The sequence below is a fragment of the Massilia rhizosphaerae genome, assembly GCF_016093545.1.
GTDB classification, from domain to species: Bacteria; Pseudomonadota; Gammaproteobacteria; order Burkholderiales; family Burkholderiaceae_D; genus Telluria; species Telluria rhizosphaerae.
In genome coordinates, this window is record NZ_JADKYX010000007.1 from 101,390 (window position 1) to 114,206 (window position 12,817).

The 12,817-nt window shown below is 66.6% G+C and carries 12 protein-coding genes and 1 tRNA gene; 10 read left to right on the plus strand and 3 right to left on the minus strand.

Annotated elements, in window-relative coordinates; translation table 11 throughout:
* Positions 1–63: 63 nt before the first annotated feature.
* Complete coding sequence (locus ISF28_RS12685; protein ID WP_198117547.1) at positions 64–843, minus strand: DUF2182 domain-containing protein; 780 nt, start codon at positions 841–843, stop codon at positions 64–66.
* A 172-nt stretch (positions 844–1,015) separates the two neighbouring features.
* On the opposite strand from ISF28_RS12685, the gene ISF28_RS12690 reads away from it, so the two are divergent.
* The 4 genes from ISF28_RS12690 to ISF28_RS12705 are packed head-to-tail and all read left to right on the plus strand — an operon-like array spanning position 1,016 to position 3,483.
* On the plus strand, positions 1,016–1,936 hold the full coding sequence (locus tag ISF28_RS12690; RefSeq protein WP_198117548.1) for a DMT family transporter: 921 nt from the start codon (positions 1,016–1,018) through the stop codon (positions 1,934–1,936).
* Between the two features lie 25 nt (positions 1,937–1,961).
* Entirely contained in the window at positions 1,962–2,342 is a 381-nt protein-coding gene (locus ISF28_RS12695) for a methylglyoxal synthase (RefSeq protein WP_198117549.1), read from the plus strand.
* A 17-nt stretch (positions 2,343–2,359) separates the two neighbouring features.
* Positions 2,360–3,340 carry a quinone oxidoreductase family protein gene (locus ISF28_RS12700; RefSeq protein ID WP_198117550.1) on the plus strand — a complete coding sequence of 327 codons (981 nt, stop codon included), beginning with the start codon at positions 2,360–2,362 and terminating at the stop codon, positions 3,338–3,340.
* The gene (locus ISF28_RS12705; RefSeq protein ID WP_198117551.1) at positions 3,337–3,483 is read left to right on the plus strand and encodes a hypothetical protein; all 147 of its coding nucleotides are present in this window, start codon (positions 3,337–3,339) and stop codon (positions 3,481–3,483) included. The genes ISF28_RS12700 and ISF28_RS12705 overlap by 4 nt, the downstream gene beginning before the upstream one ends.
* Before the next feature lie 42 nt (positions 3,484–3,525).
* On the opposite strand, the gene ISF28_RS12710 is transcribed toward ISF28_RS12705, so the two are convergent.
* Complete coding sequence (locus ISF28_RS12710; protein WP_198117552.1) at positions 3,526–4,161, minus strand: DUF4136 domain-containing protein; 636 nt, start codon at positions 4,159–4,161, stop codon at positions 3,526–3,528.
* A 224-nt stretch (positions 4,162–4,385) separates the two neighbouring features.
* On the opposite strand from ISF28_RS12710, the gene pepN reads away from it, so the two are divergent.
* The 4 genes from pepN to ISF28_RS12730 all read left to right on the plus strand — a co-directional run bounded on the left by pepN (position 4,386) and on the right by ISF28_RS12730 (position 9,471).
* On the plus strand, positions 4,386–7,046 hold the full coding sequence (pepN, locus tag ISF28_RS12715; RefSeq protein WP_198117553.1) for an aminopeptidase N: 2,661 nt from the start codon (positions 4,386–4,388) through the stop codon (positions 7,044–7,046).
* A 123-nt stretch (positions 7,047–7,169) separates the two neighbouring features.
* Positions 7,170–8,171, plus strand: coding sequence for a class 1 fructose-bisphosphatase (locus ISF28_RS12720; RefSeq protein ID WP_198117554.1), 1,002 nt, complete (start codon positions 7,170–7,172; stop codon positions 8,169–8,171).
* Between the two features lie 177 nt (positions 8,172–8,348).
* Positions 8,349–8,424 (plus strand) — tRNA-Thr (locus tag ISF28_RS12725).
* Positions 8,425–8,727: 303 nt separating this feature from the next.
* Positions 8,728–9,471: a hypothetical protein gene (locus tag ISF28_RS12730; protein ID WP_198117555.1), complete on the plus strand. Its 744-nt coding sequence runs from the start codon at positions 8,728–8,730 to the stop codon at positions 9,469–9,471.
* A gap of 74 nt (positions 9,472–9,545) precedes the next feature.
* Here the strand turns inward: ISF28_RS12730 and ISF28_RS12735 are convergent, their stop codons facing one another.
* Entirely contained in the window at positions 9,546–9,896 is a 351-nt protein-coding gene (locus tag ISF28_RS12735; RefSeq protein WP_198117556.1) for a DUF3147 family protein, read from the minus strand.
* A gap of 132 nt (positions 9,897–10,028) precedes the next feature.
* On the opposite strand from ISF28_RS12735, the gene ISF28_RS12740 reads away from it, so the two are divergent.
* Entirely contained in the window at positions 10,029–11,552 is a 1,524-nt protein-coding gene (locus tag ISF28_RS12740; RefSeq protein ID WP_229519052.1) for a DUF1800 domain-containing protein, read from the plus strand.
* Positions 11,553–11,568: 16 nt separating this feature from the next.
* Complete coding sequence (locus ISF28_RS12745) at positions 11,569–12,804, plus strand: DUF1501 domain-containing protein (RefSeq protein WP_198117557.1); 1,236 nt, start codon at positions 11,569–11,571, stop codon at positions 12,802–12,804.
* Positions 12,805–12,817: the final 13 nt, after the last annotated feature.

Consider the following 12,817-nt stretch of genomic DNA (forward strand, 5'->3'; position numbering starts at 1 on the left):
GCATCGAGGCCCCGGGTATGATAATCCTCGACATTTTATCATAGCGCCCCCGTCTAAATACTGTCAGGGAAACAACAATGCCGTGCCCAGCCCGACCAGTCCGAGCCCCGTCGCGCACGCCACCACATGCCCGCCGGGCAGCAGTTTTTCGGCCAGGATCAGGGCGATCAGGCCGGCGATGACGGGCAGGTTCAAGACGCCGGCCGGCAGCACGAGCGCCAGCAGCAGCCAACAGCAGCCCGTACAGTAGCGGGCATCCGTGACGCCCATGCGGAACGCGCCCCACATCCCGCGGCGCCAGTGCGTCAGGACGAATGCCAGCGGCGCGCGGCAATTGTCCAGGCACACGTGCTTGGCCGGCGTCCATTGGTAGACGCCGGCCGCGACGAGGGCGAGGGCGCCGACCGTCGGGTGCGCGATGGCCATCGTCTCGTCGAGCGCGCCGGCGTCGTGCAACTGCCAGTCGGCCAAGGTGGCGGCGAGGGCGCAGCACACCCAGACGAACAGATAGCCCAGCATGAACAGGAAGGTGGACGGGTAGACCCAGCGCTCGCGCACGAGCCGCTTGACGCGCGCGTACAGCAGCACGGAAGGCGCCGCGGCCGGCAGCATCATCGCGGCGATGACGACGATCCACAGCGCCAGCAGGACGGCCAGGTCGGCCGCGCGGTACGGCCCGACCCGGACGGGGCCGCCGGTGCCCAGTCCCAGCGCCGACAGGCGGCCGGCGCGGAACAGCAGGAACAGCAGACAGGCCCAGCACAACGCCGCGAGCAGCGCCAGCAGGGTGAGGACGACGGTGCGGTCGGCACCGGGGCGGCCGACGCCGCTGGCGCGGTTCATCGCGTGCGGGCTCCGGCCGGTTGCGCCCGCGGGCGGCGCGAAAGGGTGCAGCAAGGTGCCATGGACATCCTCCGGTCAATCGTTGAGCAGTGATGCCGGTTGGACCGCGCGCACCGGGCCGGGTTCGGAGGCGTCCTCAGCCGAAGATGCAGATTCCCCGTACAATCGTCGGATGAGCAAATCTGCACTAGACATTCCCGTTGCGTCGACCCCACGCCCGGCCATGCTGGGCGGCCTGGCGATCGCCATCGGAGGCGCCGTCCTGTTTTCCGTGAAGGCCATCGTCGCCAAACTGCTGTACCGCTACCACATCGATGCCGTCACATTGATCGGGTTCAGGATGCTGGTCGCGTTTCCGGTGTTTGCGGCCGTGGCGTTCTGGAAGACGCGAACCGGACCGCCGATCGCCGTGCGCGACCGCTGGCGTCTCGCGGGACTGGGCCTGATCGGCTACTACGTGTCGAGCTACCTGGATTTTTGCGGCCTGCAATACATTACCGTCGGCCTGGAGCGCCTGATCCTGTTCCTCACGCCCACGTTCGTCCTCCTGATCACGGCGCTGGTGTTCAAGCGCCGCATCGCGCGCATCGAATGGCTGGCGCTGGCGTTGTCGTACTGCGGCATCGTGCTCGTGTTCGCGCACGACCTCAAGGGTGGCGAGGGCAGCACCGTCACGGGTTCGCTGCTGGTGCTCGGCTCGGCGGCATGCTACGCGATCTACCTGCTGGGCACGGGCGAGATGGTGCGCCGCATCGGCGCGCTGCGCCTCGTCGCGTACGCGATGTGCGTGTCCAGCATCGCGTGCATCGCGCAGTTCTTCGTGCTGCGGCCCGTCAGCCTGCTTGTGCAGCCGCTGCCGGTTTACGGGCTCTCGCTCGTGAATGGGATATTCTGTACCATCTTCCCTGTCTTCATGACGATGGCGGCGGTCCAGCGCATCGGTGCGACGACGGCATCCCAGGCCGGCATGGTCGGTCCGGTGTCGACGCTGTTCCTCGGCTGGGCCGTCCTGGGGGAGCCGATCACGACCGTGCAACTGGCCGGAACGGGCCTGGTGCTGGGCGGGATCTATCTGCTGTCGCTGAAAAAATAACCTTGAAACCAGAACGGAACGGAACATGAAACCTCGCATCGCCCTGATCGCCCACGACAAGAAAAAAGACGACATGATCGCGCTCGCCGCCGAATACGTGGACTTCCTGCGCGGCTGCACGCTGTCGGCCACCGGCACCACGGGCGGACGTCTGATCAACGAACTGGGGCTCGACGTGACGCGCATGCATTCCGGTCCCGTCGGCGGCGACCTGCAGATCGGCGCCCATCTGGTCAACGGCGAGATCGACTGCGTGATCTTCCTGCGCGACCCGATGACCCCGCAGCCGCACGAGCCGGACATCAACGCGCTGGTGCGCGCCTGCGACGTGCACAACATCCCGTGCGCGACCAACGTGGCGAGCGCCCACCTGGTGCTGTCGCAGCTGCAGTCGACGGCCGACTGAGCGGCGGGAGGCCGGCCATGACGACGGCAAAAGCGATCCGTTTTTCGCGCACGGGCGGTCCCGAGGTGCTGGAATACGTCGACGTCGAGGTCGGCGACCCCGGACCCGGTGAAGCGCGCGTGCGCAACCACGCGATCGGCGTGAACTTCATCGACACGTACTTCCGCTCGGGCCTGTATCCGCTCGACCTGCCGAGCGGTCTCGGCCAGGAAGCGGCGGGCGTCGTCGAGGCGGTGGGCGCGGGCGTCACGCACGTCAAGCCGGGCGACCGCGTGGCCTATGCGGCGCGTCCGAACGGCGCCTACAGCCAGCTGCGCACGATGCCGGCCGACGTCCTCGTGCGCCTGCCGGACGCCATCTCGTTCGAAACGGGCGCCGCGATGCTGCTGCAGGGCCTGACCGTGCAATACCTCCTCAAGCAGACCTATGCGGTCAAGCCGGGCGAGACGATCCTGTTCCACGCGGCGGCCGGCGGCGTCGGCCTGATCGCGTGCCAATGGGCGCGCGCGCTGGGCGTGAACCTCATCGGCACCGTGGGGTCAAACGACAAGGCGGCGCTGGCGCGGCAGCGCGGGGCCGCCCATGTCATCAACTACAACACCGAGGACGTCGTGCAGCGCGTCCTGGACATCACGAACGGAGACAAAGTGCCTGTCGTTTACGATTCCGTCGGCAAGGACATGTTCACGCGCTCGCTGGACTGCCTGCGGCCGCGCGGGCTGATGGTCAGCTTCGGCAACTCGTCGGGGCCCGTGCCGCCGTTCGCGCTGAGCGAATTGTCGGCGCGCGGCTCGTTGTACATCACGCGGCCGACCCTGCAATCCTATGCGGCCACGCGCGCGCAACGCGAGACGATGGCGGCCGATCTGTTCGATGTGGTGGCGAGCGGACAAGTGAGCATCGACATCCACCAGCGCTACCCCCTCGCCGACGCGGCCCAGGCCCACATCGCCCTCGAAGGGCGCCGCACGACGGGCAAGACGATCCTGCTGCCATGAGAGAATTTAGTGACGATAACGAACCGCCGGTCGACCCGCAACCGGCGACGGCGCCGCGCTTCGGACGGCTGCTGGTGGTGCTGATGCTGGCGGTGCTGGTGATCGTGGGGATTACGTTCCTGTCGGAAGCGTATCTGGGGTGAAGGTTTGGTGGGCTCTCCGAGCCCACCATGCGCAGAGCGAACTCAACCGTTCTGCCGCGGATCCTGCTTCAACTCGATGACGCGCGACCCGCCGTTCGGCCCGGGGAACCCTTCGAACGCGCTCTGTACGAGGGCCGGCATCACGGCCGGGGTCGACATCTGCTTGCTCACGTTGCGCACCGTCACGTCGAACAGGTGCTTGCCGTCCCTGGCCGACGCGATCGACAGCTGCAACTGGCGGTGGTAGCGGTGTTCTTCCTGCACGTCATAGTCCGGGTAAGGCCCCCAGAACGGGTCGTAGAACGGGCTGTGCCAGGCGCCCCAGTAGCGCCGGCGCCAGCCGAAGTAGGCGAAGCGGGGCGAGTACATCGGCGCGAAGGACGGGTAGATGACTTGCGTGGGCACGTCGATGGTCGAGAAACGCATCGACACCTTCAGCGCGGGCGATTCCTGCGCCTCGTGGAAACCGAGGCGGGCGAGCTGGGCGCGCACGAGGTTTTCGTAGCTCTGCAGCTCGAGCGTGTTGTCCTGCGGCGGCGGCGTCTCGAACGCATAGCTCTTGTCGGACAACTGGGCGGGCCACTGGTTGAAGGTGGTGACGTCACTGCGGATCGTCGTCGCACAGCCGCCCAGCAACAGGCTCAGCGCGGCGACCGCCGTGATCATGGTACGTTTCATGATGCGCTCCATCTATTCGTATTCGATAACCCGTATGCCGGGTGTCATTCCTCTGATCGGACTTGTTCAGAAAACCATATTATTCCGGATGCGTGATGTTCGTCGAGACATTTACGTACGGTTACTGGGTGTACATGCCGATACAAATGACAGGTAACACCGAGTGCGGCACGAAGCTGTTGGTAAAATAAGCATCCCACCAACGGCTTTGCGGACCCCTGACCATGCGCACCGATACGCCTCAGACCATCTACCGGAAGGATTACACTGCCCCCAGCTATCTGGTCGACACCGTGGAACTCGGCTTCGACCTCGACCCCGCCCGTACCGTCGTCGCCAACCGGATGACGGTGCGCCGCAATCCCGCCAGCGCCCAGCGCGAAATCGAGCTGTACGGCGAGGACATCGAGCTCGTGACCCTGCGCCTGAACGGCAGGACGCTGGCCGAAGGGGACTACGTCGTCGAGGGCACCCTGCTGCGCATCCCCAACGCCCCGGAAGAGGCGACGCTGGAAATCGAAACCATCTGCGTTCCGGAAAGCAATACTACTCTCAGTGGCCTGTACACGTCCAATGGCAGTTTTTATACCCAGTGCGAGGCCGAAGGTTTCCGCCGCATCACCTATTTCCCGGACCGTCCGGACGTCATGGCCCGCTACACCGTCATGCTGCGCGCCGACAAGGAAAAATATCCGGTGCTGCTGTCGAATGGCAACCTGATCGAGGAAGGCCCGCTGCCGGACGGCCGCCACTACGCGCTGTGGGAAGACCCGTTCAAGAAGCCGTCGTACCTGTTCGCCCTCGTCGCCGCGCGCCTCGTGTGCCAGGAAGAGGACGTCGAACTGGCCGACGGCCGCACCGCGCTGCTGCAGGTATGGGTGGAAGAGGGCAACCTCGACAAGACGGACTACGCGCTGCAGTCGCTCAAGCACAGCATCCGCTGGGACGAGGAACGCTGGGACCTCGAACTCGACCTGGACCGCTTCATGATCGTCGCCGTGGGCGATTTCAACATGGGGGCGATGGAAAACAAGGGCCTGAACATTTTCAACACGAAGTTCGTGCTGGCCAATCCGCGCGTCGCGACGGACGTCGACTTCCAGGGCATCGAGGCCGTCGTCGGCCACGAATACTTTCATAACTGGACGGGCAACCGCGTCACCTGCCGCGACTGGTTCCAGCTGTCGCTGAAGGAAGGCCTGACCGTGTTCCGCGACCAGGAATTCTCGGCCGACATGATCGGCACGAGCACGGGCCGCGCCGTCACCCGCATCGACCAGGTGCGCACCTTGCGCCAAGCCCAGTTCCCGGAAGACGCCGGCCCGATGGCGCACCCGGTCCGTCCCGATTCCTTCGTCGAAATCAACAATTTTTACACGGTCACGGTCTACGAAAAGGGCGCCGAGGTCGTGCGCATGTATCAGACCCTGCTGGGCCGCGCGGGCTTCCGCAAGGGCATGGACCTGTACTTCCAGCGCCACGACGGCCAGGCCGTCACCTGCGACGACTTCCGCATGGCGATGGCGGACGCCAACGGCCGCGACCTGACGCAGTTCGAGCGCTGGTACAGCCAGGCCGGCACGCCCGTCGTGCAGGCCGAAACCCGTTACGACGAGTCGGCGCGGACGTACACCCTGCGCCTGATCCAGTCGTGCCCGCCGACGCCGGGCCAGCCGGACAAGCTGCCGTTCCACATCCCGGTCGCCGTCGGCCTGCTGGGCAAGGGCGGCCGCGACCTGCCGCTGACGGTCGACGGCAAGGACTACGGGACGACGGCCGTGCTGGAGCTGACGGACGCGGACCAGACCTTCACGTTCACGGGCGTCACGGAACAGCCGACGCCGTCGATCCTGCGCGATTTTTCCGCGCCCGTGATCCTGAAATACGGCTACAACGACGCCGAACTCGTGCACCTGTTCAGCCACGACAGCGACCCCGTCAACCGCTGGGAAGCGGGCCAGCGCCTCGCGATGAGCCGCCTGCTCAAGCTGACCGGCCAGGTGGCCGCGAACCCGGGCAACGCGAACGTCAGGCTCGACCTGGACGACGTGTTCGTCGACGCCATGCGCAAGATCCTCACGGACGACACGCTCGACCCGGCCTTCCGCGAACAGGCGCTGCTGCTGCCGTCGGAAACGATGATCGCCGACCAGACGGATGTCGTCGATCCGCTCGCCATCCACCAGGCGCGCCAGTTCGTGCGCGCCGACATCGGCGCGCGCCTGCGCACCGAATTGCGGGCCCAGTACGACGCGAACCAGACCCCGGGCGAATACAGCCCCGACGCGGTATCGATCGGCAAGCGCGCCCTGAAAAACCTGGCGCTGGCCTATCTGTGCGCCGCGCCGGACGACGACAGCCTGGCCCTGGCCCAACGCCAGTTCGACGAGGCGACGAACATGACGGACCGCGTGGCGGCCCTGTCGGCCCTCGTGCATGCGCGCGCGCCGGCAGCAAGCGACGCCCTGCAACGCTTCTACGACGAATTCCGGGGCGAGGCGCTGGTCGTGGACAAATGGTTCGCGATGCAGGCATCGGCCCCGACGACGGACGTGAGCCGCGTGCGCGAACTCATGACGCACCAGGCCTTCACGCTGCGTAATCCGAACCGCGCGCGCAGCCTGGTGTCTACGTTCTGTGCCGCCAATCCGGTGGGCTTCCACGCGCCGGACGGCAACGGCTATGCCTTCTGGGCCGAGCAGGTGATCGCGCTGGACGCGCTGAACCCGCAGGTGGCCAGCCGCCTGGCCCGCGCGATGGACCGCTGGCGCCGCTACACGCCGGACCTGCAGGCCCACATGAAGCGGGCGCTGCAGCAGGTGGCGGGGCAGGCGAAGCTGTCGAACGACGTGCGCGAGGTGGTGGGCAAGGCCCTCGCCAATTGAATTGGTCGATCATGGTGGGCACGGGGTGCCCACCCTACGTGTTGAGCGCGGTAGGGTGGGCACCCTGTGCCCACCATTGCGCCGCCACCGCAACAACGAATTTTCACAAACTGAAGGAAGTCCATGAAACGTGTCAGCCTGACGCAATACCTCGTCGAGGAACAGCGTCTCCACAACAACATCCCCGCGTCGCTGCGCCTCCTGATCGAGGTGGTGGCGCGCGCCTGCAAGACCATCTCCCACTCGGTCGGCAAGGGCGCGCTCGGCGACATCCTCGGCAGCGCGAACACGGAGAACATCCAGGGCGAAGTGCAGAAGAAGCTGGACGTATTGTCCAACGAGATCTTGCTCGAAGCGAATGAATGGGGCGGCCACCTGGCGGCGATGGCGTCGGAAGAAATGGAATCCATCCACCCGATCCCGAACCGCTACCCGATGGGCGAATACATGCTGCTGTTCGATCCGTTGGACGGCTCGTCGAACATCGACGTCAACGTGTCGATCGGCACCATCTTCTCCGTGCTGAAGGCGCCGGAAGGCATGTCGCAGCCGACCGAAGCCGACTTCATGCAGGCCGGCAGCAAGCAGGTCGCGGCCGGCTATGCCGTGTACGGCCCGCAGACGATGCTCGTGCTCACGACGGGCAACGGCGTCAACTGCTTCACGCTCGACCGCGAGATGGGCTCCTGGGTCCTCACCCAGAAGGACATGCAGATCCCCGTCGACACGAAGGAATTCGCCATCAATATGTCGAACCAGCGCCACTGGTATCCGCCCGTCACGCGCTACGTCGACGAAATGCTGGCCGGCAAGACCGGCCCGCGCGGCAAGGATTTCAATATGCGCTGGATCGCCTCGATGGTGGCCGACGTGCACCGCATCCTGAACCGCGGCGGCATCTTCATGTACCCGGCCGACCAGCGCGACCCGTCGCAACCGGGCAAGCTGCGCCTGATGTACGAAGCGAACCCGATGGCCTTCATCGTCGAGCAGGCCGGCGGCGCCGCGACGGACGGCCGCCAGCGCATCCTCGACATCGAACCGCAGAAACTGCACCAGCGCGTGCCCGTCTTCCTCGGCGCGAAGAGCGAGGTGGAGCGCGTGACGAGCTACCATCAGGAATGATTTTTAACGTGCCCGCATAAAATTGCCGAGCCGGACTAGCAAGTTTGCGAAGTTGTTGTTAGAATGCGGGCTCCTTTGCGATGCAGCCCGTTCAGCGGGGCAACAGCAAGGCTTTCGAGCCGCCAGCAGTCCGATGGCAGGTAGTGCGGATACAGGTTAAACGGTTGTTCCGGTTTAGCCGCTGTAGCTCAGTCGGTAGAGCAGCGCATTCGTAATGCGAAGGTCACCAGTTCGATTCCGGTCAGCGGCACCAACACAGTGAAAAGGGCCACCCAGCAGGGTGGCCCTTTTTGCTTTCCGGCGCCGCCGCCGCCCGCCCTTCCTTCCTTGATGTCCTCATGATCGTCCCGGCTTGCTTTGTTATGCAGCGCACAGTCGGGACTGACAAAAAGTTATATTTTTTTTATTGAGACACCGCAAAATGACGGTGTCGCACCGACATCGCGCGGCAGCGCGACGCGAAAGGACCGCCTATCGGTCGAACTTTTGTACGGATGCACGGTCAAGAAGATCGGTCTACTCCGCGTTGGTCAAAATCTTACAAGAGGAATTCATCATGGATAATCAGAAGTCGAGCGAAGCAAAAGGCAGCAATCTGGGCGCCGGCAACCAGGGCAAGGACAGCGGCTTGCCGAACGCCAGCGGCTCTGGCAACCTGGGTAGCACCACCGGTTCGGGCAGCCTGGGCAAGAGCAGCCCCCTGAACCAGGGCAAGGACCAGCAGAGCTCGACGACCGGCAGCAGCACCGGCGGCGGCACCAGCAATGCCGGCAGCTCGTCGTCGGGCATGGGTTCGATGGGGTCGATGAGCGCGAGCGGCTCGACCGCCAGCGGCACGAACTCGAGCATCGGCGGGAGCTCGCTCGGTTCGGGCAGCAGCAGCCTGGGCAGCCAGAACAGCCAGAGCGCCGCCGGCGCCGCTACCGGCTCGGGCGTGGGCGGCGATTCCAGGGACCTGGGCGCGCAGGTGAACGCACGCGCGCAAGGCCTGCACCAGTCGATCGACAAGGCGGCCGATGCCGCCCGTCCGATGGTCGACAAGGCCGCCGACGCGGCCCGTCCGGTCGTCGACCGCCTGGCGACCAGCGCGCACGCCGGCGTGGACAAGCTGCAGGGCATGCTGAGCGGCGCCACCGTCAACCTGGGCCAACGCCAACAGCAGCTGACCGATGCCTATGGCCAGTGGAAGGAAGCGAGCTTCGAGTACGTGCGCCAGAAACCGGGCACCGCGATCGCCATCGCCGCCGCCGCCGGCTTCGTGCTGGCCAAGCTGCTGGGCGGCCGCAGCCGCGATTACTGATCGGAGTTCCACCCACCTGTCAAAGCCGGCTTCGCGCCGGCTTTGTTTTTCCTGGGGACGGATTTACGCCGCCGTCAGAGCAGCTGGATGCCGAAGCGTTTCAGCACGATGGCGAACAGGAGTATGCTGCCCAGCGTGATCGCGACGCCGGCGCCCAGCGCGGGCCAGAAGCCGTAGCGTGCCAGCAGCCAGGGGAAGGCGGCGAACATCGGCAAGGTGGGCAGCACGTACCACAGCGTGTACCAGGCGTGGTTGGCGATCTTTTCCTGGGGCTGGCGCTCGACGTGCAGCCAGATCAGCGTCAGCACGGTGACGAGCGGCAGCGAGGCGATCAGGCCGCCCAGGCGGTCGGAGCGCGCGGCGGCTTCCGACACGAGGACGACGACGGCGGCGGTGACGAGGTATTTGATGACGATCCAGGACATGGCGGAGAGGGGCGAAGCCAAATCCGGACAGTGTAGCAAAGCCGCGTTACAAATCCTTACCACTGAAACGTCGTATCGACACTCCCGCTCATCCATTCACGGTTTAATGGCGGTCAACGAGGAGTGCTCACCATGATCCAACGCGCATCGATGGTTGTATTGGCCGCCGCCCTGATGGCGACGGGCGTCGTGTCCGCGGCCGCGCCCGCGCCGGACGCGCAGACGCAGGCGCTGCACGTGCTGAACCGGCTCGCGTTCGGGCCGCGCCCCGGCGACGTCGAGCGCGTCGCGAGCATGGGTGTGCAGCGCTGGATCGACCAGCAGCTGCATCCGGAAACGATCCCGCTGCCGCCCGACCTGACGGCGCGCCTGGCGGCGCTGGATACCGTCAACCGCAGCGCCGGCGAGTCGCTGGACGAATTCCTGACGCTGCGGCGTGAGGTCAAGATGGACGACGAGGGCGCGAAACAGCATCGCCATCAGGTGGAGATGCGCGTGGCGCGCCAGGCCGCCGAGGCCAGGCTGCTGCGCGCCGTCGAGAGTCCGCGCCAGCTGGAAGAAGTCATGGTCGACTTCTGGTACAACCATTTCAACGTCTTCGCCGGCAAGGGCATCGACCGCGCGCTCGTGACGAGCTACGAGCGCGACGCGATCCGCCCGTACGCGCTGGGCTCCTTCCGCGCGCTGCTGGGCGCGACGGCCAGGCATCCGGCGATGCTGTTCTACCTCGATAACGCCGTGTCGTCGGCGCCGCGTCCCGACGCGAAGGGCAAGGCGCGCGGCCTGAACGAGAACTATGCGCGCGAGCTGATGGAGCTGCACACGCTGGGCGCGGACGGCGGCTACACACAGCGCGACGTGACGGAACTGGCGCGCATGCTGACCGGCTGGACGTTCGAGCAGCGCCCGAAGTTCCTGCACGTTGCGCGCGCGGACGACCTGTTCCGCTTCGACGCGCGCCGCCACGACGCCGGCCCCAAGACGTGGCTCGGGCAAGCCATCGCGCCGGCCGGCGAGCAGGAAGGCGAGTATGCGCTGGACGTGCTGGCCATGCATCCCGCGACGGCCCATCACGTGAGCCGCGAGCTGGCCCAGTATTTCGTCAGCGACGATCCGCCGCCGGCCCTCGTCGACCGCATGGCCGCCACGTGGCTCGCGTCGCGGGGCGACATCCGCGCGGTGCTGGCGACCTTGTTCGGGAGCCGCGAATTCATGGCATCCGGCGCCGTCGGCGCCAAGTTCAAGACGCCGTACCAGTTCGTCGTCTCGGCGGTCAGGGCGAGCGGTGAGCCGGTCGCGAACGTGCAGCCGCTCGTGAACACGATGAACCAGTTGGGCATGCCGCTGTACGGTTGCCAGACGCCGGACGGGTACAAGAACACGCAGGACGCGTGGCTCAATCCGGACGCGCTGACGCGGCGCATCGCGTTCGCCACCGCGCTCGCATCCGGCAGGCTGCCGCTGGCGGCAATGCCGGTCGACGCCGCGCCGCCGGCGACGATGGCGCCGCCGCGGCCGGCGCCGGTCGACCCGGTCCGCCTGCAGGCGACGCTGGGCGGCTCGATTTCGACGCGCACGAAGGCCATCGTCCAGCGCAATCCGGACAAGCTGCGCGCGGCCATGCTGCTCGGCAGCCCCGATTTCATGCAGCGCTGATTCCTCGGAGATCGACATGCACCGCAGGCACTTCCTCAACACGCTGGCGCTGGGCGCCGGCATCCTGCTGCCCGTCGGGCGCAGCGCCTGGGCCGTCAGCACGCCCGCCAACCCGACCCGCAAAAAGCTCGTCGTCGTGATGCTGCGCGGCGCCGTCGACGGCCTGAACGTCGTCGCGCCCGTCGGCGACGCGAACTACCGGCGCCTGCGCCCGACCATCGGCCTGGCGGCGCCCGGCGCGGACGGCGGCGCGCTCGCCCTGGACGGGTATTTCGGCCTGCATCCCGCGCTGGCCAGCCTGCAGCCGCTGTGGCAGGCGCGCAAGCTGGCGTTCGTGCACGCCAGCGGGTCGCCGGATCCGACGCGCTCCCACTTCGACGCGCAGGACTACATGGAATCGGCGACGCCCGGCCGCAAGAACACGCCGGACGGCTGGATGAACCGCCTCGTGGCCGCGCTGCCCGGTCCGCAGTCGCCCAGCCGGCTGCTGGGCATCGGCCCCGTGCTGCCGCGTATCCTGTCCGGCCGCGCCGCCGCCGTGAACCTGCCGAACGTCGCGGGCGCGGCGCGCGCCGACCTGCTCGACCGGCCCGCCGTGAAGGCCGCCTTCGACGAGCTGTACGACGGCCACCCCCGCTTCGGGCGCGCGTACGCGGAGGGCCGTGCGGCGCACCGCGAAGTCATGGGCGCCCTGGAGAGCCACGAGATGCAGGCCGCCGACCGCGGCGCGCCGCTGCCGAACGGCTTTCCCGACGACGCGGCCCGCCTGGCGGGCCTGATGCGCAACGACCCGAATATCCAGCTGGCGTTCGTCGCGCTGGGCGGCTGGGACACGCACGCGAACCAGGGCGCCGCCGGCGGCCAGCTGGCGAACCGCCTCATGCCGCTGGGGCAGGGCCTGGCCGTGCTGGCCGACCGCCTGGGACCCTTGTTCGACGACACGGTCGTCGTCGTGATGTCGGAATTCGGCCGCACGGCGCGCGAGAACGGCAACGGCGGCACGGACCACGGTCACGGCAACGTGATGTGGGTCATGGGCGGAACAGTGCGCGGAGGTAAGGTTTATGGTGATTGGGAAGGCGTCGCGGACGAGAAACTGAACGAGGGCCGCGATTTACCCGTCACGACCGATTTTCGTTCGGTGCTCGCGCAGATTTCTGAAGAACATTTAATGTTAGGCGATAAACGCCTGGAACAGGTCTTTCCCGCAATGCCGCAAAAACGTGCGGGATTCCGTATCGTCGGTGCCTGAGTCTCTGCTTTCC

Coding starts and splice junctions, on each gene's coding strand:
- ISF28_RS12685 (WP_198117547.1), bottom strand. CDS start 843: ATGAACCGCGCCAGCGGCGTCGGCCGCCCCGGTGCCGACCGCACCGTC.
- ISF28_RS12690 (WP_198117548.1), top strand. CDS start 1,016: ATGAGCAAATCTGCACTAGACATTCCCGTTGCGTCGACCCCACGCCCG.
- ISF28_RS12695 (WP_198117549.1), top strand. CDS start 1,962: ATGAAACCTCGCATCGCCCTGATCGCCCACGACAAGAAAAAAGACGAC.
- ISF28_RS12700 (WP_198117550.1), top strand. CDS start 2,360: ATGACGACGGCAAAAGCGATCCGTTTTTCGCGCACGGGCGGTCCCGAG.
- ISF28_RS12705 (WP_198117551.1), top strand. CDS start 3,337: ATGAGAGAATTTAGTGACGATAACGAACCGCCGGTCGACCCGCAACCG.
- ISF28_RS12710 (WP_198117552.1), bottom strand. CDS start 4,161: ATGAAACGTACCATGATCACGGCGGTCGCCGCGCTGAGCCTGTTGCTG.
- pepN (WP_198117553.1), top strand. CDS start 4,386: ATGCGCACCGATACGCCTCAGACCATCTACCGGAAGGATTACACTGCC.
- ISF28_RS12720 (WP_198117554.1), top strand. CDS start 7,170: ATGAAACGTGTCAGCCTGACGCAATACCTCGTCGAGGAACAGCGTCTC.
- ISF28_RS12730 (WP_198117555.1), top strand. CDS start 8,728: ATGGATAATCAGAAGTCGAGCGAAGCAAAAGGCAGCAATCTGGGCGCC.
- ISF28_RS12735 (WP_198117556.1), bottom strand. CDS start 9,896: ATGTCCTGGATCGTCATCAAATACCTCGTCACCGCCGCCGTCGTCGTC.
- ISF28_RS12740 (WP_229519052.1), top strand. CDS start 10,029: ATGATCCAACGCGCATCGATGGTTGTATTGGCCGCCGCCCTGATGGCG.
- ISF28_RS12745 (WP_198117557.1), top strand. CDS start 11,569: ATGCACCGCAGGCACTTCCTCAACACGCTGGCGCTGGGCGCCGGCATC.